Source organism: Vibrio sp. 10N.247.310.23, from assembly GCF_041467155.1.
Lineage (GTDB): Bacteria > Pseudomonadota > Gammaproteobacteria > Enterobacterales > Vibrionaceae > Vibrio > Vibrio crassostreae_C.
Genome location: NZ_JBFSTZ010000008.1, coordinates 135,231 through 161,416 on the forward strand (window position 1 = coordinate 135,231; position 26,186 = coordinate 161,416).

A 26,186-nucleotide genomic window follows, 5' to 3' on the forward strand; every position below is an offset into this window, starting at 1 on the left:
TGGTTAATTATTCCTTTCTAATCATGTTAAAAGTTCAAACTCATAAATGATACCTATGTCACAGGGTGATTTTAACCAGTTTTGATATGTCAAGATTGCTCACAGAAAGTGCAGTAAATTAAACATACAATATTAATTAAATTGATGGTTGTGACGATGGAACGGCATGAACAAGTTTTGCTTCCCGTATCTTCGAATATCTAAAAAATGACCATTTCATTCGGATAAAAATAATAGACATAGGTTGATATGGATTATGAGTTTTATGAATTCAAAATTGTCTCTAGGGTTTAAAGGAAAATTGATTTTAATGGTGGCGATCGTCAGTTCCAGTGCCTTGGCATTTACGAACTGGTTCACGCTTAACTTGGCGACTGATCAAGTAAACCAAACGATTTATAACGAGATTGATCACTCGTTAACGATAGAAATTAATCAGATTGAAAGCACCGTCCAGCGCACCATCGATACGGTCAATTCCGTTGCACAAGAGTTCATGAAATCCCCATACCAAGTACCAAACGAAGCGCTGATGCATTTTGCCGCTAAGCTCGGTGGTATTGACAAGATTGTAGTGGGTTTTGATGATGGTCGTTCTTACACTTCTCGTCCTTCAGAGTCTTTCCCAAACGGTGTTGGAATCAAAGAGAAATACAACCCAACGACTCGTCCTTGGTATCAACAAGCGAAATTGAAATCAGGTTTATCTTTTAGTGATCTGTTTTTCACCAAGAGTACTCAAGTACCTATGATTGGTGTGACTTACACCTATCAAGATCGCGTCATCATGGCAGACATTCGATTTGATGATTTGGAAACTCAGCTCAAACAGCTAGATAGCATCTACGAAGCCAAAGGTATCATCGTGGATGAGAGAGGGATGGTAATTGCATCCACAATAGAAAACGTGCTTCCACAGAGCAATATATCTTCTGCTGACGCCTTAATGAAACTCAATGAAGCTATTGAACTACCTGACCAATTCATTGAGGGTGTGATTGATGGCAACCAGAGAATTTTGATGGCCAAGAAAGTGGATATTGGCAGCCAGAAAGAATGGTACATGATATCTAGTATCGATCCTGAACTCGCGCTCAATCAGTTGAATGGCGTGATGTCGAGTGCGCGTATCCTTATCGTGGCATGTGTGCTTGGCTCGGTGATATTGATGATTTTACTGCTGAATCGCTTCTACCGCCCAATCGTGTCACTGAGAAAAATCGTCCACGATCTATCTCAAGGTAACGGAGACCTGACTCAAAGGCTTGTTGAGAAGGGGAATGATGACTTAGGGCATATCGCCAAAGACATCAACTTGTTCATCATTGGTCTGCAAGAGATGGTTAAGGACGTCAAATTTAAGAACTCGGATCTCGATACTAAGGTACTGAGTATTCGTGAAGGTTGTAAAGAAACCAGCGATGTACTGAAAGTTCACACTGATGAAACGGTTCAAGTGGTCTCTGCAATTAACGGCTTATCTGAAGCATCAAACGAAGTCGAGAAGAGTTCTCAGTCGGCGGCAGAAGCAGCAAGAGAGGCCGCTGTGTTCAGTGATGAGACGAAACAAATTAACACCGTGACGGAAACCTATATCAGTGATCTTGAGAAGCAAGTCTGCACCACCTCTGATGATATTCGCTCAATGGCGAATGAAACGCAGAGCATCCAGTCTATCGTGTCTGTGATTGGAGGAATTGCGGAACAAACTAATTTGCTGGCATTGAATGCGTCAATTGAAGCGGCGAGAGCGGGTGAGCATGGCCGAGGTTTCGCGGTGGTTGCTGATGAAGTCCGTGCGTTAGCCAACCGAACTCAAATCAGTACTTCTGAAATTGATGAAGCGCTGTCTGGCTTGCAGTCTAAATCAGATGGTTTGGTTAAATCGATTGAGTTGACCAAAAGTAACTGTGAAATGACGCGTGCCCAAGTGGTTCAAGCGGTAAATATGTTGGCCAAGCTAACGGAACAGATGGAAACGGTAAGTCGTTTTAATAACGATATTTCGGGTTCGTCTGTTGAGCAGAACGCCCTTATTCAGAGCATTGCTAAGAACATGCATAAGATTGAAAGCTTTGTTGAGGAGCTTAATAAGCTAAGCCAAGATCAGTTGATTGAATCAGCAGAAATCAAAACACTTAACGGCAGCGTTAGTGACTTGATGAGCAGCTTTAAGGTTTAACTTTTCTAATATTTATATTTAAAAATCAACATACTAAGTTTAGTTGTTGATCTGAGAGCCACTCAATAGCTTGCGAGTTTAGAGTGGCCTTTCTGCGTTTTTCTTGAGTCTAACTCTACGCAATACTCATTCATCCCACTTCATTTGCCGCATCTCACATTCTGATAAATATATAATTGACATAAAATAGTACAAATATACATTGTCACTCTATTCTTATGGATAAGTGAGATAAATGTGAATAAGCCAATCTTCATCGTAGTACTCGCTTCGCTTACGTATGGCTGCGGTGGAAGCAGCTCCAGTGACAGCAGTGATCCTTCCGATACCAATAACCCAGGAATGCCCGCTGGTGTTGTTGCTCCCTATGATATTACCAAGTATCAAAACATCCTCTCCAGCTCAGATCTTCAGGTCTCTGATCCTAATGGAGAGGAGGGCAATAAAACCTCTGAAGTCAAAGATGGTAACTTCGATGGTTATGTCAGTGATTATTTTTATGCTGATGAAGAGACGGAAAATCTTATCTTCAAAATGACGAACTACAAGATGCGCTCTGAAGTTCGTGAGGGAGAAAACTTCGATATCAACGAAGCGGGCGTAAGGCGCAGTCTGTATGCGGAAATAAGTTTGCCTGATATTGAGCATGCCATGGCGAGTTCTCCCGCTGATCATGATGAAGTGACGTTGCTGCAGATACACAATAAGGGGACTGATGAGAGTGGTACGGGTTATATCCCTCATCCGCTATTGCGTGTGGTTTGGGAGCAAGAACGAGATGGCCTCACAGGTCACTACTGGGCAGTCATGAAAAACAATGCCATTGATTGTAGCAGCGCTGCTGACTCTTCGGATTGTTATGCCACGTCATACAATCGCTACGATTTAGGTGAGGCGGAATTGGACAGTTTTACCAAATTTGATCTTTCTGTTTATGAGAACACACTGTCGCTCAAAGTGAATGATGAAGTAAAAGTGAATCAAGACATCGCTTACTGGCAGCATTTATTGAGCTACTTCAAAGCGGGTATCTATAACCAATTTGAGAATGGTGAAGCGATTGCTTACTATCAGGCGTTGAGATACACCACGACTCAAATCGATGGATCAAACGATTGGGACATTAATGATTGGAAGCTGACTATTCCACCGAGTAAGAATGATTGGTATGGAAGCGGTGGTGACAGTGCTGCTGAGTTAGAACCAGAACGTTGTGAATCGAGTAAAGATCTTCTTTCAAATGACAGCGATGTGTACGACAGTGATATTGATCTTTCTTACTTCAATACTGATGAAGGAAGAATGCACTTTAGAGCGGATATGGGATACGGCACCTCTACCCAAAACTCTAGCTATATTCGCTCTGAGCTCAGGGAGTTGTATCAAAGCAGTGTTCAACCGGATTGTAGCACCAGCGATGAAGATACAAGTTGGTATTTGGACGACACTAGAACGAACGCTACCAGTCACGAGTTAACCGCAAGCTTGCGAATTGAAGATTACCCGAACATCAACAATCAAGATCCAAAAGTGGTACTTGGACAAATCCATGGTTGGAAGATCAATCAAGCATTGGTGAAACTGTTATGGGAAGGCGAGAGTAAGCCAGTAAGAGTGATACTGAACTCTGATTTTGAGCGCAACAACCAAGACTGTAATCATTGTGACCCGTTCAGTGTCGAGTTAGGGACTTATTCGGCAAGTGAAGAGTGGCGATATACGATTCGTGCCAATCAAGACGGTATCTACTTGGCGACTCATGATTTAGATGGAACCAACACCGTTTCTCATTTAATCCCTTGGGGACAAGATTACACAGATAAAGATGGGGACACGGTTTCGTTAACATCAGATTGGACATCGACAGACATCGCTTTCTATTTCAAAGCGGGCATCTATCCGCAGTTTAAGCCTGATAGCGACTATGTGGGTGAAGTGTTTGATGTGAGCTTTAGTTCTCTAAGAGCAGAGCATAACTGAGTTCTCTGATGTTTGATGAGCCATGTCGGTAATGAGGAAGACCATATTGATACCTACAATGTGGTCATTTTTGTTTTTGGACACTTACAGTGATGTGTTTGGAAGGACAAATATTTTGCCCGAACCCTGAAAATACACACGATTACAGCTCGCTTGTTCTGGCCTTGCTATCTCATTTCGTATTCTCAATTCTTATATATTGTCTTTTATCAATAGGAAGTGTGATCCAGTTAAAGTATGGAAAAAGCGAAAAGTGTTCCCAGTCTCATTTATTCAACGAAGTGTTTTATTTGTATTATAAGATTACGTAATATTTTTGTGTTATCGCAAATACTGAGAGAGAAAACGCCTTATAGCTCGTGTTTGCCAATTTATCTTTCACTTACGAACGCTGTCTTTGTATTATAATAATGGATTAGATATGAAACAAATTACTCTAAAAACCTTACTCGCTTCTTCTATTTTACTTGCAGTTGGTTGTGCGAGCACGAGCACACCGACTGTTGATTTCCCAAATAACAAAGAAACTGGTGAAGCGCTTCTGACGCCAGTTGCTGTTGCCGCTAGTAGCCATGATGGTAACGGACCTGATCGTCTCATTGACCAAGACCTAACAACACGTTGGTCATCTGCGGGTGACGGTGAGTGGGCAACACTAGACTATGGTTCAGTACAAGAATTTGATGCGGTTCAAGCATCTTTCAGCAAAGGTAACGAGCGCCAGTCTAAATTTGATATTCAAGTAAGTGTCGATGGCGAAAACTGGACAACCGTACTTGAAAACCAACTGAGCTCAGGTAAAGCGATCGGCCTAGAGCGTTTCCAATTCGAGCCAGCAGTGCAAGCGCGCTACGTAAGATACGTTGGTCACGGTAACACCAAAAATGGTTGGAACAGTGTGACAGGGTTAGCTGCGGTTAACTGTAACATTAACGCTTGTCCCGCTAGCCATATCATTACTTCAGACGTAGTAGCTGCAGAAGCGGCAATGATCGCTGAAATGAAAGCAGTGGAAAAAGCACGTAAAGATGCGCGCAAAGATCTTCGTTCAGGTAACTTTGGTGTAGCAGCGGTTTACCCTTGTGAGACCTCAGTTGAATGTGACACACGCAGTGCACTGCCAGTTCCGACAGGCCTGCCAGCGACACCAGTTGCAGGTAACGCGCCAAGCGAAAACTTTGACATGACGCATTGGTACCTATCTCAACCATTCGACCATGACAAAAACGGTAAGCCTGATGATGTTTCTGAGTGGAACCTTGCAAACGGTTACCAACACCCAGAGATCTTCTACACAGCTGACGATGGTGGTCTAGTCTTCAAGTCTTACGTGAAAGGTGTTCGTACCTCTAAAAATACTAAGTATGCGCGTACAGAGCTTCGCGAAATGATGCGCCGTGGTGACCAGTCTATTAGCACTAAAGGTGTTAACAAGAACAACTGGGTATTCTCAAGCGCACCTGAGTCTGACTTAGAAGCTGCTGCTGGTATTGATGGCGTTTTAGAAGCAACGTTGAAAATCGATCACGCAACAACAACAGGTAATGCGAACGAAGTAGGCCGCTTTATCATTGGTCAGATTCACGATCAAAACGATGAACCAATTCGTTTGTACTACCGTAAACTGCCAAACCAAGCAACGGGTGCGGTTTACTTCGCACACGAAAGCCAAGATGCAACTAAAGAGGACTTCTACCCTCTAGTGGGCGACATGACGGCTGAAGTGGGTGACGATGGTATCGCACTTGGCGAAGTGTTCAGCTACCGTATTGACGTTAAAGGCAACACGATGACTGTAACGTTAATGCGTGAAGGCAAAGACGACGTTGTACAAGTGGTTGATATGAGCAACAGCGGTTACGACGTAGGCGGCAAGTACATGTACTTCAAAGCAGGTGTTTACAACCAAAACATCAGCGGCGACCTAGACGATTACTCACAAGCGACTTTCTACCAGCTAGACGTATCGCACGATCAATACCAAAAGTAATCTGATCGAATAACACTTAATATTTAAGTTATCGCAATAGCCTCCAGCCTCAGGGTTTGGAGGCTTTTTTGTGCTTGCTGTTTAGGTAGAGGAAATATTAGGCCGTTAAATAGATCAAGTAGAGGGCTAGTGGTTGGCCTTGGTGCTCAGTTCTAAATTTGCCTCCCTATCCTTTGCTCAATCTTCAATACAGCTTCCCATTCGCCTCACGTGCCTATCTTAGTAAATAGCGGTTACATGCAATGATACTGGGAACGATAAGCTTAGGTCGCTCGTACGAGCTTGTATTTACACATGAAGTATTCTCAACCACTCATGGCTAGGTGTTTAAGGTTGGTTTTTAGAACGTGATTAATCCTAACCCTATGTAAACAGGTTAGTTTTCTTGGTTTCGATGTAGGGAGGAGTTTGCAGTTGCAACAGGATTATACAGAGCCATTTCTAGCCTTGGTTAAAAGTGACATGTACCAAAGCAACATAAATACTTGATGACATTGAGAAGTCAACGCGGCGATTGATGAGCTTTCGAGGTTTGAATTTGTCATGAATTGGCAAGTCTCTTAAAGGAGAGTGTCAGTGGGCTATTTGCGAGTTAGTTTTGCCAAATGAATGATTTAGTGAAGTTGAATGGAAATAAAAATGCCGTCACTAAGACGGCATTTTTGACAGAGTTTTAAGTTAACTAAACTGACTACTCAGCATTCAGAGGATCTTCAGCAACAACTGCAGAGAATGTACTTGAGTTGTATGGCGATGCACTTAAATCTGCGCCAATACTGTAGTTCTCGTAGTCATCAGAAAAAATTTCAGTCGTGCCTGCTGTATCGGAATAAACCTTGTAGTCGTCGACGTATAAAGTCGTATCCGCTGTTCCACTGTTTGATGAGAACTTAATGGTTGTCGCAGTGACTTCCACACCTGGATTAGTGTTTTGTGATGTATAAGGACCATACTCTGTACCATTGACTTTCACGGTGTAAGTACCAGCAGCGCTCAAGCTTGATGTGTCCCAAGACATCTCTAGGTCAATCCATGTACCTGGAGTGAATGTCGTGACTTGAGTGCTTTCACCACGGAGTGTGACCTTCCCTTCATCAATTTTGAATTCTCCGATTAATGAACTGGTAGAGTTAGCTGAATCAAATAAAGAAACATATGCAGACTCAGTTTCAGCAGCATCATAGTACATCGAAACTTTATGTGTACCCGTCGTCATGCCTGAATCAAACTTGTAACGTAATTCGCCAGTATCGCTAGTATCCGTATCAGTAATAGCCGCCACCTGGTTGTCCGTTGGATCTGGGTCAGGCTCAGTATTGCCGCCATCAACAACAACTGTCGCTTCCGCAGTATTGTTGTTGTACGGATTACCTGATAGCGCTTGGCCATTCGGGTAATTGTTAAAGTTATCTTCAAACACTAGCTCATCAGAAGCTGTGTCATTCGAATAAACTTTAAAGTTGTCAGCGTTTAACTCGTAGTGTGTTGTGTTAGAAGTATCACCAAGCTTCAATGACACGATAGTAACGGCAGCTTTGTCGAAAGCCTCAAAACCGTTGCCGCTATTGTCGTATACAGTGTCATTGACTTTGAATGTGTAGTAACCGCTCGCCCAACTGATTTCAACCGCGAGATCTTCACCTAAAGTGTAAGTGCCTACAGGCTCATCAGGAATTTGAGGTTTACCGCTACTATCGGTAACCGTGGAACGGTAGAAAATTTCTCCAGCATTAAAAATAACTTCGCCGTGTAAATTAGTGTTAGAAGTACCAGAAGCGTAGAGACTAATATAAGCGTTGTTACCTGAACCATTCGCTTCTTGCTCGGTGTCTTCATCTACTTGGTAGATTAAGTCAACGGTTACCTTTCCTGATGCGATACTGTCTACTGTTGCCCCTGTGCTGCTGTCAGACAATTTCAAACGTAGTTCACCCACATCATTCTTTACACCGCCATTGTTGGTGTCCAAGATTTGAACGTAGCCATTGATACCATTTGCTTTATTGGCTTCACTGATAGCTTCTTGTACGGCGTCAGTCGCAGTTTGGTCTGAACCAGAGTAGTCTATGCCAGTGGTGTTATCTGAAATATTCAGAGCACCAGCGTCATCGAAAGAAAAAACACCATCTAGAATTTCGATCGTTGATGTGCCTGTTTCATAATATGTGAAAGAGACCGTACCGGCTTCTTCATCATAATTATTAGTAGAAGCACTTGCATCTTTAATCGTGTAAGTACCTAAGTCATCATCATCGTCATAGTATTTATGATTGCCATCTTCTTGGAAAACATAAACATTTGGTAGATCAGCATTTGATGACGCGGATATTGAAGCGGAGTTACCATCACTGATTTGCCAGTAACCCGTAGTTAATGCTGAAGGTTGGTTACCTGGATCAGTAGAACCATCGGTCGGGATAGGTAAACCATCACTGTTACAACCGAATAATAAACCTGTCGAAAGAGCAACAGCTGTAGCGACTTTAGAAATCTGCATAAAATATTCTCTTTATGATATTAAATCCATATGTAAATCACATAAGAAGTAGATAATGAATAGTCGTTAAATATTTATTAGGATGAAACTAACGTTAATTAGAACATCCTATTATTTAAATAAAGTGCTTAAAATATGCCCCAAAAATTTACAAGAGGAGAGGGTGTTTTATAAATTGACTATTTCTAATTAGAATGAGTAAGCAACACCAACACGGTATTTTGCTTCGCGATCTTTAGAAGATGAGCTGATATCAGAAGACCAAATCTCAGCAAAAGGTTTCCAAGAACCGAACTTGTAGTTTACTTTTAAGCCAGCATCCCATTCCCAGTCATCACTATTATAAAGAAGTACGTTATCCAAAGATTTTACATAGTTTGCTTCGTAAGAAAGGCCAAGCTTAGGTAGAGATTCAATTTTGTAAGAACCCGTCAGTGTAACTTTAGACTTTTGAGCTGATTCTAAACGCTCGCCAGTTTCAGAATCTTTGTCACCAAATTGTGTGTGGTTGCGGAAATCAGCATATTCATGACGGTAACGAATTGCGGTCGTTAAACCCATGTCTGCTTTATAGCCAACGCGGAACTGAGGTTTGTAAGTGACTTTTTTCATCTTCCAGTCACCGCCGTTGTAGTTCGGCTCATCCCAGTCCCAAGCGATCGGCATACCAACTTGTAGATACCAGTTGTTATCGACTTTGTAAGTTGCTGTATTTTCTACTTCCATACCGTAAATATACCAATTGCCGTCATAGAAGCTTCTACTGTTTGCTGATTTAACTTCGCCAGAATCTGCGTCGTAGTAAGAATCGTCAGTATGGAATTTAACTTCAAGGCCCGTTGAGTGCTTCCACTTATCTGACAGTTTAAAGCTTTCACCTAACTTCACTCGGTGTTGATGGCGAGCGTCTACGTGAGCCGTGTCGCCATTTGTTTTTGTATAATCCGTCGCAGCACGATACTCGTAACGATAATCAAGAGATGCACCAGTAGCTGTGCCCGCTAAAAGAGTACATGCAACAGCTGCAGAAATTTTTGTAACAGAATTCATACCTTTGTCTCACTATTATTTTTTTATTCTGGATACATCCAATGTACCCGTGGCTCACAAACCAATACCTTACATGGTATTAAATTAATGTATGACAAATATGGTATTTATTATTGAGTCAGATTTCTGTGAGATCTATCAAAAAGTTCTGACTAATGGCCCAAATATATAGCTAAATGTTATGAATATCTCAATTTAGGGCTTGTGTATTAAATCAATCATGACGTACTTCTCATATTCACAAACCTTAGAAACTCACTTTTTTGCATGTGTTAAAATAATACAAATATTAAGTGTTTCTATATGTTAATAATGATGATTTTAACCATCGTGGCTTAAACATAGGGAGCATGTTGAGAGGCATAAATATAAACCATAGCCAGATGTTTAATAAAAGTTACAAAATGGCTAAATGTAAATTCTATTTATCGGTTGGCTTATTTAAGTCGAAGAGAAAATATTTAGTACTAATTCGTGTTCAAAAGTGGTTTCTGTACTGAGTGTGTACTCGGTATCTGTTAACAATAAAGGATGAGTCATGTTTAAGAAAAACATATTAGCAGTGGCGCTATTAGCGACTGTACCAATGGTTACTTTCGCAAATAACGGTGTTTCTTCCCCCGTACCTGCCGATAAATTCGATATGCATAATTGGAAAATAACCATACCTTCAGATATTAATGAAGATGGTCGTGTTGATGAAATAGAAGGGGTAGCCATGATGAGCTACTCACATAGTGATTTCTTCCATCTTGATAAAGACGGCAACCTTGTATTTGAAGTGCAGAACCAAGCGATTACGACGAAAAACTCGAAGAATGCGCGTTCTGAATTACGACAAATGCCAAGAGGCGCAGATTTCTCTATCGATACGGCTGATAAAGGAAACCAGTGGGCACTGTCGAGTCACCCAGCGGCTAGTGAATACAGTGCTGTTGGCGGAACATTAGAAGCGACATTAAAAGTTAATCACGTCTCAGTTAACGCTAAGTTCCCAGAAAAGTACCCAGCTCACTCGGTGGTTGTTGGTCAGATTCATGCTAAAAAACACAACGAGCTAATCAAAGCTGGAACCGGTTATGGGCATGGTAATGAACCACTAAAGATCTTCTATAAGAAGTTTCCTGACCAAGAAATGGGTTCAGTATTTTGGAACTATGAGCGTAACCTAGAGAAAAAAGATCCTAACCGTGCCGATATAGCTTACCCTGTTTGGGGTAACACTTGGGAAAACCCAGCGGAACCGGGTGAAGCAGGCATTGCTCTTGGTGAAGAGTTTAGCTACAAAGTGGAAGTGAAAGGCACCATGATGTACCTAACGTTTGAAACAGAACGTCACGATACGGTTAAGTATGAAATCGATCTGAGCAAGGGTATTGATGAGCTTGATTCACCAACGGGTTATGCTGAAGATGATTTCTATTACAAAGCGGGCGCATACGGCCAATGTAGCGTGAGCGATTCTCACCCTGTATGGGGGCCAGGTTGTGGCGGTACTGGCGATTTCGCTGTCGATAAAAAGAATGGCGACTATAACAGTGTGACTTTCTCGGCACTAAAGTTGAACGGCAAATAGTACATAAGGCTAGTTAGAAACAGGCCTTAAGGAATGTTTTCGAAGACCACTGAACCGAATGTTGAGTGGTCTTTTTGTTTTCTATGAGATTTAAGATGAGCCGGGTATCAGCGAGAGTACAATGAAGCTTACCAATGAACGGTACAGCTGAAACAATACAACCTTGTCAAAAGACAAGGTTGTAATCAGAAAGCGTAGAAAGATTTTAGGACGGCGACTCGATACCGGACTTAGTCATACATCAACTCTTTAGCTTTGTCGGCATCAAACTCCTTTAGAGACTTTCGAGCTAAGTGACGGAATGGGAAAGCTTTAACGACTTCTTCGAATGGTTGGATAGCAAAGGCCCAAAAGATAGAGCCATCTAAACCAAAGATGATCAATGCACACAATGGAATTGAAATTACCCATTGACCAGTAAAGTTGATTTTGAAGACTGCGGTCGTTTTTCCTAGTGCTCTTAATACATTCCCATGAACCGTGTTGTAGCCACGGACAATCGGCAAGAAGATGTAGAGTGGGGCGATAACGGCCAATGCTTGATAGGTAGACTCATCCAAGTTCGGGTAAATGTCACCAATGACCAGACTTAATCCTGCGAACAAGATTGCACACACAAAAGAAATGACGACCGCAATATCAATACTGGTATCGACGTTTTTGACTAGGTCATCCATCTTTTTAGAGCCAATCGCTTGGCTGATAGTAATTGCGGAAGAGTGAGCCCAAGCGGTAATAAATTGAGAGACAGCCCTAATCCAAGGCATCACCAAAGTAATCGCTACGTAAGCGTTGATGTTAAGTTGCGAATACAACAATTGATATATCGTTGCGCCAATCAAAAGCATGGTCACGTTCGCTGCTACAGGGAATATTTCGATAAAGTGACGGCGAACGTTGGTAAAGAATTCAGAGCGCTGAGCGTCTAATTTGAGTGAAATCGCTGAGCTTAAATGCACGCACAAAACCAAATACAGCAAGCGGATCGTTATTGCAATAATGCTGCCTAATGCAGCGCCTTGTACTCCAATCCCTTCAAAATTAGAAAAACCATGAATCAGCACATATGAGAGTACAGCATTGATAGGCAGTTCAATTAAGTAACCTTTGAATGGGACTTTAGTTCTGCCTAGCGCATTAAATAAAGCAATGATCACCTGCGTTAACGCGGTAAAAATAACGATGTATTTCGAGATGTCTAGATAGCGGCTGATTTCTAAGTGAAGGGAAGCGTCATCTGTTAAAGCTTGAATCAAGGGTTGTTCGAAAAAAGTAAGTAGAAGCCAAAATAGTGTTGCTACGCCAAGGTTGATAAATAACCCTGCCCAAAATGCTTTAGATAATGATGCGGCGATGCCAGAGCCCACTGCGCGGCTTAATACTAACTGAGTACCGTTTGCCAGCGCCATTTGAATTCCCAGTACAAAGGCAACGATAGTCGTCGCAATCCCCATTGCAGCTAAAGGGATTTCACCAAGAGGAGAGACAAGCAGTGTGTCGATCATCAACATCGACTGCATCAAGATACCGTTTAAGGCGAGGGGCCAGGCGAGAGAGAAATTTTTCCTTACGTACGATTGTGAAGACACAAACAACACCTTATGTGTATAACCGTAAGCTTTCTCTGAGGTGGCGGAGTAGAGCGTTTAAAGAAGAAAACACTACGGTAGTTGATGGTTAAAAAATGGGTGCTAAAACAAGACTGACTTGTGTCTTTGAAAAACAAGTCAGTTTGGTTAATCTCGGTTATGCGATGGCTAATTCAACCCTAGAGAGCTTTTGGTTCTCATCGTCTAGCAGGACTTGAGAAGCAATTCGAGCTTGCTTGGCATCGCCAGACATTATTGCGTCGTAAATCGCTTTGTGTTCTTCTAAACAGAAGCGACCGCCTTCAGCGGAGTGGTCGATAAACTGCTTGAAGATAGTCGACAGAATGTTCGCGAATGGAATGTAAAATTGATTACCTGTCGATAAGAAAATCGTTTGGTGAAACAGGTGATCGTTGGTCGTCCACTCTTCATAATCGAAGCTATTTGCTGCGATGGTCATTTTCTGGAAAAGAATCGAAAGCTCTTTGCGTTGCTCTACAGTTGCATTGGTTGCAGCGAGCGCACACGCTTCCGGGTCAATCGCTTTTCTTAAGCCTAAAAATTGAGACAAGAAGGGTTTAGTATCTTCTAAATCTTGGATCCAGTACAGCAATTGCGGGTCCAAGAAGTGCCACTGTGTTCTCGGTTTGATACGAGTGCCCACTTTTGGCTTCGACTCGATTAAACCTTTTGCCGAAAGTAGCTTAGTTGATTCTCGAAGGGCAGTTCTGCTCACTCCAAAGATTTCGCACAGCTCCATTTCGCTGGGTAACTTTTGATTTTCTTCTAACTCGCCTGATAAGATCTTGCGAGCAATTTGTCTCGCCACTTGAACATGAATTCGGCGGCTTGAATCTTCCACCAATGTAAATATTGACATTTAAACCACCTGAAATTGAAACTTTGAAAACACTAAAAGCCAGACGAATCTGGTGTTTAGTGTCAGTGTATACGTCGAATTTAGTGTGAGGTTTTCCCTCATCTACTCGGGTCTGTTAACCTTATATAGTGTGGCGAACTTAAATCGCTGAGTGAGCTTATATAAACCAGCTAACTAGGGCGTTATTTGTCCGCCGTTAACATCTAGGATTTGACCTGTGATGTAACCGCTGCAAGCATGTGAGGCAAAGAAAGCAAAAGTAGGTGCTACTTCTTCAATACTGCCAAAGCGACCCATAGGGATATTGCTAGCAATGGTCGACTTTAGCTCATCGCTTTTGCCGTCATGAAATGCGGTATCGATAGTGCCTGGTGAAACTATGTTGAAACGGATATTGTCTTTAGCAAATTCTTTTACCCAGTTCCGATGGATATCGTGTAACCAAGCTTTCGATGCGGCATATACACCAGCACCCACACCACCACCTTCACGAGCGGCAATCGAACCCGTGCTAATAACACTCGATGTTTGGCCAGACTCTGCGGCAGACGCACGTAAGTGAGGAATAGAGAACTTGGTTGTCATCAGCGCAGAGCGAACATTAAGGTTCATTACGCGCTCATAAAACTCATCATCGATATTTTCTAGATTGGCGCGACCACCAAGGCCACCGGCGTTGTTAATCAACACGTCCATGCCACCAAAATGATCAGTGAACTCTTTGACTAACCTTTCGCACTCTAATGTGTCCATTAGGTTTGCAGGAAAAAAGGCAACATCGCCACCCAGTGCGGTAAGTTCAGATAGAACGTCATCGACTTTTGGGCTGAAAGCACGACTATTGATGCCGATTTTTGCGCCGTATTTTGCAAAGACACGTGCGGTAGCTAAACCCATACCAGCAGTAGAGCCAGTAATTAGAATGCGTTTGCCTTTTAAATCGTTAAACATCAGAGCCGCCTATATTGTAGATTATTCACGCCAATAAATCATACAATAACACTTGCTATATTCAAGGGTGTTTATCTAAAAACGGGTTATTACCGACATAAATAGTGAGAGTAAGGGTGGTTTTGTGAGTTCACGCATACATTGAAATAGTAAATGAGAACTATTTGTATGAATTAATAGGTTGAATTGGTTTTATAAACCTAAAGATGAGCAGGTTTGTGAAATATTGCTCCAACCTTTACTGGTAGTGACCTCACGTTATTCTGATGCTGTGTTGGTGAAGATATAAATCAGTGCTATAGTCCGAGTTAAATAATACATATCTAATCGGTAAGTAGACACATGGCTGGCTCTTTCAATTCTATTTCAGGCTCTAAGCGAAGCCTTCATGTGCAAGTTGCACGTGAAATCGCCCGTGGTATTTTGTCGGGCAATTTGCCTCAAGGTTCTATTATCCCTGGTGAGATGGCTCTGTGTGAGCAATTTGGTATCAGTAGAACAGCATTAAGAGAAGCGGTTAAGCTTCTGACTTCAAAAGGCCTATTAGAATCTCGTCCTAAGATCGGTACTCGCGTTGTTGACCGTGCATTCTGGAACTTCTTAGATCCACAATTGATCGAATGGATGGACGGTTTGGCCGATACAGACCAATTCTGTCATCAGTTTTTGGGTTTACGCCGCGCGATTGAACCAGAAGCGTGTGCTTTAGCTGCTCAGTTCGCGAGTGCAGAACAACGCATTGAGCTGTCTGGTATTTTCCAACAAATGGTAGAAATTTCTAGCGAAGAAACGCTTGATCAAGAGCGTTGGCTAGATATCGACATGAAGTTCCATAGCCTGATCTTCAATGCAACAGGTAACGACTTCTATCTTCCATTTGGTAACATCTTAACGACCATGTTTGTTAACTTTATTTCTCACTCTTCTGAAGAGGGAAGTACTTGTATTAACGAACACCGCCAGATTTATGAAGCAATCATGGCAGGTAATAGTGACAAAGCACGCCACGCGTCAGCAAGTCACCTGTTAGAAACAAACCACAGATTACCAGCCGCTAGTTAATTGTTTTCACTGTTATTTTAGCTTTGATCGTTTTGCATTCGAGAGGGCATTCTCGTAAAACTAGGGTAGTCAAAGTTAAAATTACGGTTATTCAAAAGCTAATTTCAGCAGTGACCTCTAAAAAGCACGTTCCATACGTGCTTTTTTTGCATCCAAATTTGATGAAAACCTGACTGGTGTCCAATATTTAATCTATTATTTGCTGTTTCGTTAAAAGCACTAGTAACCAGTATTTTAAGTTATATAATAATACTAATTAAATTATTGTGAGTGTGATTATGCCCCAGTCTCTACTGCCAAATATTCTTCAATTCATAGGTCAAATCGACCCATTCGATAAAATCCCTAAACAAGCACTTCGCGAACTTGCCTCTAACGTGCAAATTACTTATCTCGGCAAGGGAGATGTGGTCGATTTGTGTGAGTCTGGGAAGGAAAAATCGCTCTATATCATTCGAACGGGCTCTATGGAGCAACGAAAATCGGATGGTGTGCTTCGTGCCCGTCTAGGCAGTGAAGATTTGTTTGGCTTTACGTTCTTAGATTCTGAAGTCAACGACGAAAAAGGCTATAGAGCTGTCTCAATCGAAAACACCTTACTTTATGTGATTCCACACTCGGCACTTCAAACGCTTTTCAAAGCCTTTCCAAGTTGCGCAGAACACTTTGCTTCACAGGCGCAGGTTCGCTTGAAGTCGGCACTGGATGTGGTCTGGTCGAATAAAGAGAAAGGCCTGTTCATTCGTAAAGTTGAGGAAGTGGCAAGCGGGCAGGTGGCAATTGTTAAGTCTGAGCAAACCATCCAGTCGGTTGCGGTTGAAATGCTTCATCAACGCTCACCGTGTGCCGTGATCTATGAAGGTGAAACCATTGTTGGTTTGATCACCGACCGAGACATGACTAAGCGAGTGATTGCCCACGGCGTGAGTACTGATAGCCTGATCTCAGAGGTAATGACGCACTCTCCACTTACTGTAAAACCGGATGATCTGGTGCTGCATGCGGCCTCTATCATGATGCAATTTAATATCCGTAACTTGCCCGTTGTGAAAGAGAATAAGGTCGTTGGTCTTCTTACTACGTCTCATTTGGTTCAAAACCACCGTGTTCAAGCGATATTCTTGATCGAGAAAATCAAATACGCGGGCAGCGTGAAAACCATGTCTTCGTTCACCTCAGAGCGACAAGCTATTTTTGAAGCGCTGGTGGAAGGTAAAGTGGCGCCTGAAACCGTCGGCAAGGTAATGACCATGATTATGGACGCCTACACCCGTCGATTGATTCAAATAGCGATTGATAAGTTAGGCCCACCACCGTGTGATTTCTCTTGGATCGTAGCCGGATCGCACGCACGTAATGAAGTGCATATGTTGTCGGACCAAGACAGCGCGATTGTTCTTGCTGACGATGCAACCGACAGTGACCGTATTTACTTCAAACACTTATCGATGATGGTGACCAACGGCTTAGCAAGCTGTCACTACCCATTATGTCCAGGTAAATTCATGGCTGCGACGCCAAAATGGTGTCAGCCACTCAGTGTATGGAAGCACTACTACAAGAAGTGGGTGGCTAACCCAGAGTACGAACGCTTGCTTAATATCAGTGTGTTCCTAGAAATTCGTACTATCTACGGCAACAGTGAGTTCGAAGGTATTCTGCGCGATGAGCTGCATAGCAATATTCGCGGTAACCGTGAGTTTTTAAGCACGCTAGTGAAAGACGCGGTCAATACCAACCCGCCACTTGGCATCTTCAATAGCTTAGTGCTAGAGAAGTCAGGTGAGAATAAGAAAACGTTGAACGTGAAGAAGTACGCGATCAACTTGATTATCGACTTAGCGCGTATTTATGGCCTTGCTGTGGAGTGCGATTTGTCGGCGACTGACGAACGTTTCGCTGCTGCCAATGAAAAAGGCATGCTGAGCGACGATGCATTCAAGAACATTCTGGGTGCTTACCAGTTCATTCTCTCTTTCCGTTTTGGCCATCAACTTGAAGCGCTGAAGAACGGGGATGTGCCTGACAACAACATCAACCCAGATAGCTTTGGTAGCTTTGAGCGTAAACACTTGAAAGATGCCTTTAGGATCATTGCTGACCTTCAAGAAGCGGCGAAAATTCGTTTCGGAGCACGTTAATGAAGCTATGTTCAACTAATAAATGTTTAAAACGAATGCTAAACTATTTTCACCCGCTTGAACGAATTAAACGCAAGCGTAAGCAATATTTGGGTACGGTTAAGCTGCCAGAAGCGTTACATGATCTGGTAGAACAGCCTTGTCCTGAAATGACGGATTTGGCCAAAGACAGCGACTATATCGTGTTGGATCTCGAAACCACAGGCTTAGACAGCGAACAAGATCTTATCTTGTCTATGGGATGGGTCGATGTGGTGAAAGGACGAATCGATTTGGCTTCTGCCAAGCATATCTACCTGAACAATGATTCTCAGATTAACGCTGAAACTGCGGTGATTAACCACATCACACCACAGATGCTGGAAGAGGGCGCATCTATTCATGATGCGATGCTCGCTTTCTTCGAAGCAGCGAAAGGCAAGATTATCGTCGCGCACGCGTGTGTAGTCGAAGAGAAGTTCATTAGCCAATACATTCTTCGCTGCTACGGTTTAAGAGCGATTCCTCTGCTTTGGCTTGATACCTTGTGTATTGAGAAAAGCATGGAGAAAGCGATCAGCAATCATGAAGAAGTCGATTTAACCTTGGCAGGGACTCGCGAAAGGTACGGGCTTCCTGAGTACAACAGCCACAATGCATTAGCCGATGCCGTTTCGACAGCGGAATTGTTTTTGGCTCAGCAGAAGCGAGTTGTGCCTAACGATAATGTGACCGTTGCCTTTCTCTATCGGATTAGTCACTAGGAAAAAGAGCTGCAAGTGCGCGGCTCTTATTTTACTGATTTTAAAGGAAAAAAAGCCAGCGATTAAGCTGGCTTTTGTTTAGGTCTTAGAAAATTAGGACAGTAATTATCTTAGATTATTCATGTAGCTATCGATTAGAAGCTGTAAGTAATACCTACACGGCTACGTAGTTGACGGCTTGAGTCACACACCGTATCACTTGTACATTGAACGTTGCCAAATTCTACGTATGGGCGCCAGCTCCAATCTGCTTCTTTGTAGCCGATCTTCATGTTGTAGTCCCACTCGTACTCGCCGTTGTTACCCATTTTCCATTCGTCATTAAAGAAATCTTCTTTGTAGTTTGCTTCAAAGCCAAACTGCCAAGCGTTCCAGTTGTAATCGATATTACCCGTAATTTTACCGGCATTTAATGAGTCGTGTTGCTTACCATCAAGGCCTGTTGAAGTTTTACCTGATGCATAATTGCGGAACTCATGGCGGTAACGAAGTTTCGTTGTTACACCTGAATCAAATTTGTATTGAACACGTACTTGCGGTTTGTAAGTTACCGCTTCATCACCGAAAGTAATCGGCATTGAAGTTGTTACACGCCAGTTGTTATCGAATTTGAAGTGGTAGCCGTATTCAAATTCGTTATCACCACGTTGAAGTTCGCTTAGGTTACCCTTGTGCTTCATTTCTACGCCGTAGTAATGATTACCTGTGCTACCACCAATTTTCACTCGACCAGCCCATTCTTCCGAATCGTGCTTGTACTCTTCACGAAAATCTAGTGATGCCGCAGACACGCTGCCTGCAAAAAGAGTTGCTAATACTGCAAGCGTTACTTTATTCGTTTTTATCATTTTATTGTTTCCACTGTATCTAAATAAAAAATGGTTAATAAAGGACCAACGTTGAGCCCTTTGTTGTATTGGGATTAAAGTTTTGGGTAAAGTCGTTCTACGTCGCGCTGAGCCCATATTTCCGCTAAGTTCTTTTTCATTGTGAACTTGCTAAAGTCTGTCTAAGTTGCCAGTTTCACCATTCAGGGTTTTCCCTAGCAACGCCGGCTTTTAGGTAAAGCGGAGTTATACGCTCAATGCGATGACGTTTGTTTTCGTGTGTAGGGTTACTCTTTCTTTTGAATTAAAATACTACAAATATGCTAGCGATTAGAATGGTGAGGTTCTGTGAATTAGATCGTGTTGTCATGATAAAACCACTATTTACAAAGGGTTACAAAGTTAGGGTTTGAATTAAGCCTTTGTTTTTTAATGGTTATTTTTCAGGTTATGTTGATTTTCTGAGTTTTGTCTATCAATAAATGTGCGCTACAGCAAAAAATTGAATCTTTAGTTGTCATTTTTATTTGTAATACATTATTATTTACTAACTTTATGTGGCAACTCATATCGTCAGTACGTTAAACAGGTGCACATGCATCTGTATGGTTTTAGGTAGTGATTCTGTCGGTTAGTTTTAAGTGACTACCGACGTGAATGGATGAACTTATGGTTCATAGCTGCATTGGGATGATGGTTTTAGGGCTAAGGCTTTGTTTAAAAGCGAAGATAGTTTAAAAGCGAAGATAGTCTAAAAGTTAACATACCTAAAAGTACGATGTATTTGCCGTGAGGGGATAAAAAGCCTCAATCAAAAAAGGTTTGAAGTGTAGTAGGCAAGGCAGTTACACAGCCTGCTATAGAGATCGGAGTTAGAACGATTGGATATAGTCGCTCTAAACTGATGAAAAAGAAGAAATCGTTGAAGTGCTTGTAAGAGCATTTTGATTATTGCTCCCAACTATTCTAATTATAACTTCTGCTTTCATCTAGAAAGGTAGGAGATGGTAGTCGAAGATCTACCCTTGCGCTCATGTTGATACAGGCAACATGAGCGTTTTTTTATTTGAAATTTGAGTAGAGAGTCGTGTGCGGCTCAATAAGCGTGTAAACCGCGGCTTAAGAATAGGCTTTTAGGTTGATGACAACACGCTCAAGTGAGTCTGTTACAGCATCAAAGCCACGAACATTCACGCTTAATCACATGAATGTTCGTTTCCCTTCTCTTCTCTTCTCTTGTCTCTTAGTTGCAGACGTGTAGCTGCAAACTTTAACAGCAGGCGTTTAGTTATATCAAAGAGCTCCGTGAGAGCTGTTCTTGAGGCTTAGCTTTCTGTAGGCATCCACACCTGTTTAGAGGTGACTTTGTGATCTTTAAAGGTCAGTTCTTCCACTTTGTCACCGTTAGTATTCCAGCGAGTAAGTTTTCCGTTCGCGACTTCACCTTCATCAAACTTCGCTTGGCTGGCCTTATTACCGTTCGGGTAGTAGTCCGTTACCAATCCATCTTTTTGTCCGTCGCTGTATTCAGCTGTCAAGCTTTGTTCCCCATTGGGATACCAGCGAGAGGCGGTGCCTGATAGTTCATTGTCTCTATAATTGAGTTCTGCTTTTTTCTGTCCGTTTGGATACCAGGTTTCAGCTTTGCCTTGCAGTTCACCTTTTACGTAATTCACTTTAGAAGCGACTTGGCCATTCGGATACCAGTTAGTTTCTAGCCCAAGTTCTAAGCCATCGGCAAACTGAGCTTGGGTCGCGACTTGGCCGTTATCGAACTTCTCTTCAAATTGACCAGTGAAAGGTTTTGAATGGTTTACTTGGTAAGCCACGCCTTTACGCATCTGTAAGTAGTCAACAGCATCTTCACGCGGTGTTGCTGCATAGCTCATAGAAGATACCGTACTAAGAGCAATTAAGATTGGAACGTATTTCTTCATAATGACACCTTTTTATTGGACGGGGAAAGTGTAACGGGTGTGTTAAAAGCATTTCACTTCCGTGTATCCCTGTCAGTATCTAATAGTGGTTTTCAAGTTTTCATTATTGGCTGCCTAATATAGGGAACTTTTAAAAGCAAATTATCGATCTTATTTGTACTACAAATATATTGGTTTAATTCATTTTTATAAATTATATCTAACGATATTTTTGCTGCTCTTCTTTAAGCTTTGATCGTCAAGAATAATAGTTTTTAACGATTAATCTTCGATTTTTAGAGACTTTGTTCATATTTTTCGGGGTTTTGGTCGAAATTTAGTGCGGATAACTGCACTGACTTGAGGAATTGCGCTCCTAGGTGGTGCAACTTTGAACTCGATCACTTGTATGATTAATTGGGTGTCAGACTGTAAGATCATTGTCACGCATTTGGATTATTGTAGTACAAATATACTTGCCATTTATTTATAGTGACCTCAACAAAAAAACATAAATAAAAGGTCTAACGATGGAACTCAATACCCTGATAGTTGGCATCTACTTCCTATTCTTAATTGCGATAGGGTGGATGTTTCGAACGTTTACAAGTACGACAAGTGATTACTTCCGTGGGGGAGGTAATATGCTGTGGTGGATGGTAGGTGCAACCGCATTTATGACCCAGTTCAGTGCTTGGACATTTACTGGTGCAGCAGGTAAAGCCTTTACCGATGGCTTTGCCGTAGCGATTATCTTCATCGCGAACGCATTCGGTTACCTAATGAACTACCTTTACTTCGCTCCGAAGTTCCGTCAACTGCGTGTTGTGACGGTAATTGAAGCGATTCGTATGCGTTTTGGTAAGGTGAATGAGCAAGTATTTACTTGGTCTGGTATGCCAAACAGCGTTATCTCTGCAGGTATTTGGTTGAATGGTCTAGCAATCATCGCATCGGGTATCTTCGGCTTTGATATGACAACGACGATTGTCCTAACGGGTCTGGTTGTACTAGTAATGTCAGTAACAGGCGGCTCTTGGGCGGTAATCGCATCTGACTTTATGCAGATGGTTATCATCATGGCGGTAACGGTGACGTGTGCTGTGGTTGCGATTTACCACGGTGGCGGCGTTACGCAGATCGTTAACGACTTCCCAACAGATTCATTCATTACGGGTGATAACCTGAACTACATGAGCATCTTCAGCATCTGGGCTGTGTTCATCTTCTTAAAGCAGTTCAGCATCACCAACAACATGCTTAACTCTTACCGCTACCTTGCTGCGAAAGATTCAAATAACGCACGTAAAGCAGCTCTACTTGCTTGTGTACTAATGACGCTTGGTCCAATCATCTGGTTCATGCCTTCTTGGTTCATGGCAGGTCAAGGTGTTGATTTAGCAGCAGCTTACCCAGAAGCTGGCAGCAAAGCCGCTGACTTCGCTTACCTTTACTTCGTTCAAGAATACATGCCTGCAGGTATGGTTGGCCTTCTGATTGCCGCTATGTTCGCAGCAACAATGTCTTCAATGGACTCAGGTCTAAACCGTAACTCAGGTATCTTCGTTAAGAACTTCTACGAGCCGATTCTTCGTCCTAAAGCGACAGAGAAAGAGCTAATGGTTGTTTCTAAACTAACGTCTACCTTCTTCGGTATCGCGATCATCTTGGTTGCTCTGTTCATCAACTCTCTTAAAGGTCTGAGCCTTTTCGACACCATGATGTACGTGGGCGCATTGATCGGCTTCCCAATGACAATTCCAGCATTCTGTGGCTTCTTCATCCGTAAAACACCGGATTGGGCAGGTTGGGGCACGCTAGTTGTAGGTGGTGTGGTTTCTTACTTCGTTGGTTTCGTTATCACTGCGGACATGATTCAAAACTGGTTCGGTCTAAATGAACTAACTGGCCGTGAGTGGGCTGACCTGAAAGTGGCTATCGGCCTTATCGGTCACATCATATTTACTGCTGGCTTCTTTGTTCTTTCAACACTGTTCTACAAGCCTCTTGCTGAGCACCGTGAGAAAGACGTAGACAAGTTCTTCAACAACCTAGCGACGCCACTAGTTGCTGAAAGTAATGAACAGAAGAAACTGGATAACAAGCAACGTCGTATGTTGGGTTCACTTATCGCGGTAGCGGGTGTGGGCGTAATGACTATGTTCGTACTGCCAAACCCAATGTGGGGACGCATGGTATTCGTTCTGTGTGGCTTGATTGTGTTCTCTGTTGGTCTGTTACTTGTTAAAGCAGTCGATGACAAAGTCGAGCAACAAGACGAAGTGACTCCAGCCGAAGGCTAATTTAATACGCATCCTAAATAACATCACGGCCACCTGAACGGGTGGTCGTCATTTTTATAATCCAAACTTTAATGTGAGATGTACGATGAACAAAAAACTATTATCGGTAAGCATTATTAGCGCGTTCGCACTCGCTTTTGCAACAGGCTGTACAACACAAGAAAAAACAGCACCCGTAGTCAGTGTCGCTGAACAAGCTACGCCTGCTGTTAGCGAAATTGACCGTAGTTACCTATTGAGCAGTGACCGCTTAACAGAGGTAGATGGCGACACTTTAGCCGTTGCTTCGGAAGAGCAAGTGGCTGCGCTTAAAGCACAATTTGAAAACCTAAAAGATGGCGACGAACTGGTGATCCCTGCCGGTAAATACGCGAACTTAGGTCAAGTGACGATCACGGCGAATGACATCACTATCAAGGCCGAGCAAGCAGGTTCTGCGTGGATCACTGGTTTGATTCAGTTTGAACTGAAAGGTGATGACATCACGCTTGATGGCTTGGTATTTACTGAGGGCGGTCCTAACGAACGCTTTGGCGCAGTTCGTATGATGGGTAATGGCAATACGCTTCAAAACTCAACATTCTACTACTTCAACCACGATTACACGTACGAGCCAGACGAGCGTCGTTCTGAGTATCCAAAGTATCTTTGGGTTTCTCTATGGGGTAAAGACGGCAAAGTCATCAACAACCGTTTCGAAGGTAAGCAAAAACGCGGCACTTTGATTGGTGTGCAAAAAGATGACACAGCAGACAACCACCTGATCGCAAACAACATCTTCATGGACCAAAAGCCTAACCAGTTCAACGAATTCGACATTAAAGAAGCGATTCGTTACAACGGCAACAGCTGGGAAGCGATCCGTATTGGTGATTCTAAATCTTCACAGTGGGATTCAAGTTCTAAGTTCGTGAACAACCTAATGATCGATATGGATGGTGAGCGTGAGCTTATCTCGATTAAGTCGGGCGACAACACGATCTCAGGCAACACGATCTTCCAAAGTGCAGCTCTTATTTCACTGCGCCACGGTAAAGGCAACACAGTTGAGAACAACATGATTCTTGGCAATGGAAAGCGCCTAACGGGCGGCATTCGTATCTACGATGAAGATCATGTGATTCGCAATAACTACATTGCCAACACTCGTGGTCGTGATGGTGTGATTGAAGGCAACGCTGATCTACGTGGCGGCATTGTTATTAACACGGGCATCATCGACGTAGCGAATGGTGAGCAGCTAGATCAATCGGTGAAAGGCAAAGAGCTTAATAAGCAGTGGACACCGAAAAACATCACGATCGAGAACAACTCGCTAGTTGATACTGAGTGGGGTATTGTTTACGGCAACCAAAGCCACCGTGTAAGTTTGTTTGACAACGCAGAAGTGGAAGGCATTTATGCGGGCGTTGATGTGGCGTTCAAACACAACGTGGTTGATAACTCGCAGTCACCTGAGTTTGTAAGTGTACGTGCAACGCAAGACTTCCCATTAGTTGGCGCAACCTACACAGACGAAACTTACGTAGGTCAAGTAACGGATTCTGAACTGATCGAAGGCTACTCGGTTGAGCTACCAAAAGTCGTTGTAGAAAATGGCATTAACGCTTACCAAGGTGAAGGCGCAGACGTGTCTAAACTTGCGGTTGTGACAGCTGAAACAGCGGGTCCAGACTACGTGCTTGAGAATACGACTAAGTAATTTATTAGTTAATGGCTAATGGCTAATGGCTAAAGGTTAATGGCTTGAGCTACCAAATCAATTCACGATAGCTGTCCTGACCATAACACTTAAAAAGCCTCAACAGATAATGTCTGTTGAGGCTTTATCGATCTTAGGTCGTGATCATCTCAATCTTACGTCGAGACTACTGTGATTTATACTTATGCAGTAGATCCCAAGGGATATGACATAAGTGGTGATCTTCAGGGAAGTGACTTAAGTGATGCTGGTGGATGTCGTCGCTGGCAACATAATTGGTCAACGGCAACACCTCAACAGCGATACGGTCGGCATCATCTCTTGAAGAAATATAGTGCTTAGCTTCGGTTAAGTGTTCTGCATTAGTGCTGTATACACCTGTGCGGTATTTCTCTCCGACATCGACACCTTGTTTATTCAAGCTGTAAGGGTCGATAATCTCAAACAAGTGTTCCATCAAAATCGTGACTGACGTGATGTTTGGATCAAATTCAATTTGTACGCACTCCGCGTAGCCATTGTAATCGCTTTGTGTGCCGTCGCTTTGTGTCGTTTTGTTCTCTGTTGGCTGGGCGCTTCCATTAGCACGGCCTGCTTCTGTGCTGATAACACCAGGAACGTACTTAATAAATTCTTGTACACCCCACAAGCAGCCGCCAGCTAAATAAATTTGTTCCATACTTCTCTTTGAGCTCTCTGTGTTTGTTGATGTTCGTTAGGTACCCGAATCAATACGATGATACCCGTACGTATAAAAAAGCGTCTATAAAAATGAGCGCGCAAATAAAAACAAGCGT

Annotated in this window: 17 protein-coding genes; 9 read left to right on the forward strand and 8 right to left on the reverse strand. The window is 42.7% G+C overall.

Translation table 11 applies throughout. The features are described from left to right. Positions 1-310: 310 nt before the first annotated feature. The 3 genes from AB6D93_RS08435 to AB6D93_RS08445 all read left to right on the forward strand — a co-directional run bounded on the left by AB6D93_RS08435 (position 311) and on the right by AB6D93_RS08445 (position 6,152). Entirely contained in the window at positions 311-2,182 is a 1,872-nt protein-coding gene (locus AB6D93_RS08435) for a methyl-accepting chemotaxis protein (RefSeq protein ID WP_102332118.1), read from the forward strand. Positions 2,183-2,419: 237 nt separating this feature from the next. Beyond that, positions 2,420-4,162: a polysaccharide lyase family 7 protein gene (locus AB6D93_RS08440; RefSeq protein ID WP_102332119.1), complete on the forward strand. Its 1,743-nt coding sequence runs from the start codon at positions 2,420-2,422 to the stop codon at positions 4,160-4,162. Positions 4,163-4,583: 421 nt separating this feature from the next. Beyond that, on the forward strand, positions 4,584-6,152 hold the full coding sequence (locus tag AB6D93_RS08445; RefSeq protein WP_102332120.1) for a polysaccharide lyase family 7 protein: 1,569 nt from the start codon (positions 4,584-4,586) through the stop codon (positions 6,150-6,152). 691 nt (positions 6,153-6,843) lie between these two features. Here the strand turns inward: AB6D93_RS08445 and AB6D93_RS08450 are convergent. Continuing rightward, positions 6,844-8,649, reverse strand: a complete 1,806-nt coding sequence (locus AB6D93_RS08450; protein ID WP_102332121.1) for a hypothetical protein — start codon at positions 8,647-8,649, stop codon at positions 6,844-6,846. A 189-nt stretch (positions 8,650-8,838) separates the two neighbouring features. After that, complete coding sequence (locus AB6D93_RS08455; RefSeq protein ID WP_102332122.1) at positions 8,839-9,699, reverse strand: oligogalacturonate-specific porin KdgM family protein; 861 nt, start codon at positions 9,697-9,699, stop codon at positions 8,839-8,841. A gap of 538 nt (positions 9,700-10,237) precedes the next feature. Between AB6D93_RS08455 and AB6D93_RS08460 the strand changes: the two genes are divergently transcribed. After that, positions 10,238-11,275: a polysaccharide lyase family 7 protein gene (locus AB6D93_RS08460; protein WP_102332123.1), complete on the forward strand. Its 1,038-nt coding sequence runs from the start codon at positions 10,238-10,240 to the stop codon at positions 11,273-11,275. 230 nt (positions 11,276-11,505) lie between these two features. On the opposite strand, the gene AB6D93_RS08465 is transcribed toward AB6D93_RS08460, so the two are convergent. The 3 genes from AB6D93_RS08465 to AB6D93_RS08475 all read right to left on the reverse strand — a co-directional run bounded on the left by AB6D93_RS08465 (position 11,506) and on the right by AB6D93_RS08475 (position 14,695). Further along, positions 11,506-12,873 carry an MATE family efflux transporter gene (locus AB6D93_RS08465; RefSeq protein WP_080582237.1) on the reverse strand — a complete coding sequence of 456 codons (1,368 nt, stop codon included), beginning with the start codon at positions 12,871-12,873 and terminating at the stop codon, positions 11,506-11,508. A gap of 148 nt (positions 12,874-13,021) precedes the next feature. Further along, positions 13,022-13,744, reverse strand: coding sequence for a FadR/GntR family transcriptional regulator (locus AB6D93_RS08470; RefSeq protein WP_017063624.1), 723 nt, complete (start codon positions 13,742-13,744; stop codon positions 13,022-13,024). 174 nt (positions 13,745-13,918) lie between these two features. Then, positions 13,919-14,695, reverse strand: a complete 777-nt coding sequence (locus tag AB6D93_RS08475) for an SDR family NAD(P)-dependent oxidoreductase (protein WP_102332124.1) — start codon at positions 14,693-14,695, stop codon at positions 13,919-13,921. Positions 14,696-15,037: 342 nt separating this feature from the next. Here AB6D93_RS08475 and AB6D93_RS08480 point away from each other — a divergent pair, with 342 nt between their 5' ends. The 3 genes from AB6D93_RS08480 (at position 15,038) to AB6D93_RS08490 (ending at position 18,641) form a co-directional block, all read left to right on the forward strand. Continuing rightward, on the forward strand, positions 15,038-15,757 hold the full coding sequence (locus tag AB6D93_RS08480) for a FadR/GntR family transcriptional regulator (RefSeq protein ID WP_017072471.1): 720 nt from the start codon (positions 15,038-15,040) through the stop codon (positions 15,755-15,757). A 278-nt stretch (positions 15,758-16,035) separates the two neighbouring features. Continuing rightward, positions 16,036-17,898, forward strand: coding sequence for a DUF294 nucleotidyltransferase-like domain-containing protein (locus AB6D93_RS08485; RefSeq protein WP_102332125.1), 1,863 nt, complete (start codon positions 16,036-16,038; stop codon positions 17,896-17,898). After that, positions 17,898-18,641: a 3'-5' exonuclease gene (locus AB6D93_RS08490; RefSeq protein WP_102332126.1), complete on the forward strand. Its 744-nt coding sequence runs from the start codon at positions 17,898-17,900 to the stop codon at positions 18,639-18,641. The genes AB6D93_RS08485 and AB6D93_RS08490 overlap by 1 nt, the downstream gene beginning before the upstream one ends. Positions 18,642-18,775: 134 nt before the next feature. On the opposite strand, the gene AB6D93_RS08495 is transcribed toward AB6D93_RS08490, so the two are convergent. Together AB6D93_RS08495 and AB6D93_RS08500 are read right to left on the reverse strand one after the other, a co-directional pair. Continuing rightward, entirely contained in the window at positions 18,776-19,489 is a 714-nt protein-coding gene (locus AB6D93_RS08495) for an oligogalacturonate-specific porin KdgM family protein (protein ID WP_010438391.1), read from the reverse strand. Between the two features lie 1,304 nt (positions 19,490-20,793). Next, positions 20,794-21,405 carry a toxin-antitoxin system YwqK family antitoxin gene (locus AB6D93_RS08500; protein WP_102332127.1) on the reverse strand — a complete coding sequence of 204 codons (612 nt, stop codon included), beginning with the start codon at positions 21,403-21,405 and terminating at the stop codon, positions 20,794-20,796. A gap of 509 nt (positions 21,406-21,914) precedes the next feature. Here AB6D93_RS08500 and AB6D93_RS08505 point away from each other — a divergent pair. Beyond that, positions 21,915-23,687 carry a sodium:solute symporter family transporter gene (locus tag AB6D93_RS08505; RefSeq protein ID WP_017061461.1) on the forward strand — a complete coding sequence of 591 codons (1,773 nt, stop codon included), beginning with the start codon at positions 21,915-21,917 and terminating at the stop codon, positions 23,685-23,687. Positions 23,688-23,772: 85 nt separating this feature from the next. Further along, the gene (locus AB6D93_RS08510; protein WP_102332128.1) at positions 23,773-25,389 is read left to right on the forward strand and encodes a polysaccharide lyase 6 family protein; all 1,617 of its coding nucleotides are present in this window, start codon (positions 23,773-23,775) and stop codon (positions 25,387-25,389) included. 166 nt (positions 25,390-25,555) lie between these two features. Here the strand turns inward: AB6D93_RS08510 and AB6D93_RS08515 are convergent, their stop codons facing one another. Next, a complete protein-coding gene (locus AB6D93_RS08515) occupies positions 25,556-26,068 on the reverse strand; it encodes a peptide-methionine (S)-S-oxide reductase (protein WP_017063632.1) in 513 nt (170 codons plus the stop codon). Positions 26,069-26,186 lie beyond the last annotated feature (118 nt).

Bases quoted from the DNA above. Each gene is read 5' to 3' on its own strand.
- AB6D93_RS08505 (WP_017061461.1), top strand. From the start codon at position 21,915: ATGGAACTCAATACCCTGATAGTTGGCATCTACTTCCTATTCTTAATT.
- AB6D93_RS08460 (WP_102332123.1), top strand. From the start codon at position 10,238: ATGTTTAAGAAAAACATATTAGCAGTGGCGCTATTAGCGACTGTACCA.
- AB6D93_RS08435 (WP_102332118.1), top strand. From the start codon at position 311: ATGGTGGCGATCGTCAGTTCCAGTGCCTTGGCATTTACGAACTGGTTC.
- AB6D93_RS08500 (WP_102332127.1), bottom strand. From the start codon at position 21,405: ATGAAGAAATACGTTCCAATCTTAATTGCTCTTAGTACGGTATCTTCT.
- AB6D93_RS08470 (WP_017063624.1), bottom strand. From the start codon at position 13,744: ATGTCAATATTTACATTGGTGGAAGATTCAAGCCGCCGAATTCATGTT.
- AB6D93_RS08490 (WP_102332126.1), top strand. From the start codon at position 17,898: ATGAAGCTATGTTCAACTAATAAATGTTTAAAACGAATGCTAAACTAT.
- AB6D93_RS08495 (WP_010438391.1), bottom strand. From the start codon at position 19,489: ATGATAAAAACGAATAAAGTAACGCTTGCAGTATTAGCAACTCTTTTT.
- AB6D93_RS08455 (WP_102332122.1), bottom strand. From the start codon at position 9,699: ATGAATTCTGTTACAAAAATTTCTGCAGCTGTTGCATGTACTCTTTTA.
- AB6D93_RS08510 (WP_102332128.1), top strand. From the start codon at position 23,773: ATGAACAAAAAACTATTATCGGTAAGCATTATTAGCGCGTTCGCACTC.
- AB6D93_RS08445 (WP_102332120.1), top strand. From the start codon at position 4,584: ATGAAACAAATTACTCTAAAAACCTTACTCGCTTCTTCTATTTTACTT.
- AB6D93_RS08475 (WP_102332124.1), bottom strand. From the start codon at position 14,695: ATGTTTAACGATTTAAAAGGCAAACGCATTCTAATTACTGGCTCTACT.
- AB6D93_RS08450 (WP_102332121.1), bottom strand. From the start codon at position 8,649: ATGCAGATTTCTAAAGTCGCTACAGCTGTTGCTCTTTCGACAGGTTTA.
- AB6D93_RS08485 (WP_102332125.1), top strand. From the start codon at position 16,036: ATGCCCCAGTCTCTACTGCCAAATATTCTTCAATTCATAGGTCAAATC.
- AB6D93_RS08515 (WP_017063632.1), bottom strand. From the start codon at position 26,068: ATGGAACAAATTTATTTAGCTGGCGGCTGCTTGTGGGGTGTACAAGAA.
- AB6D93_RS08480 (WP_017072471.1), top strand. From the start codon at position 15,038: ATGGCTGGCTCTTTCAATTCTATTTCAGGCTCTAAGCGAAGCCTTCAT.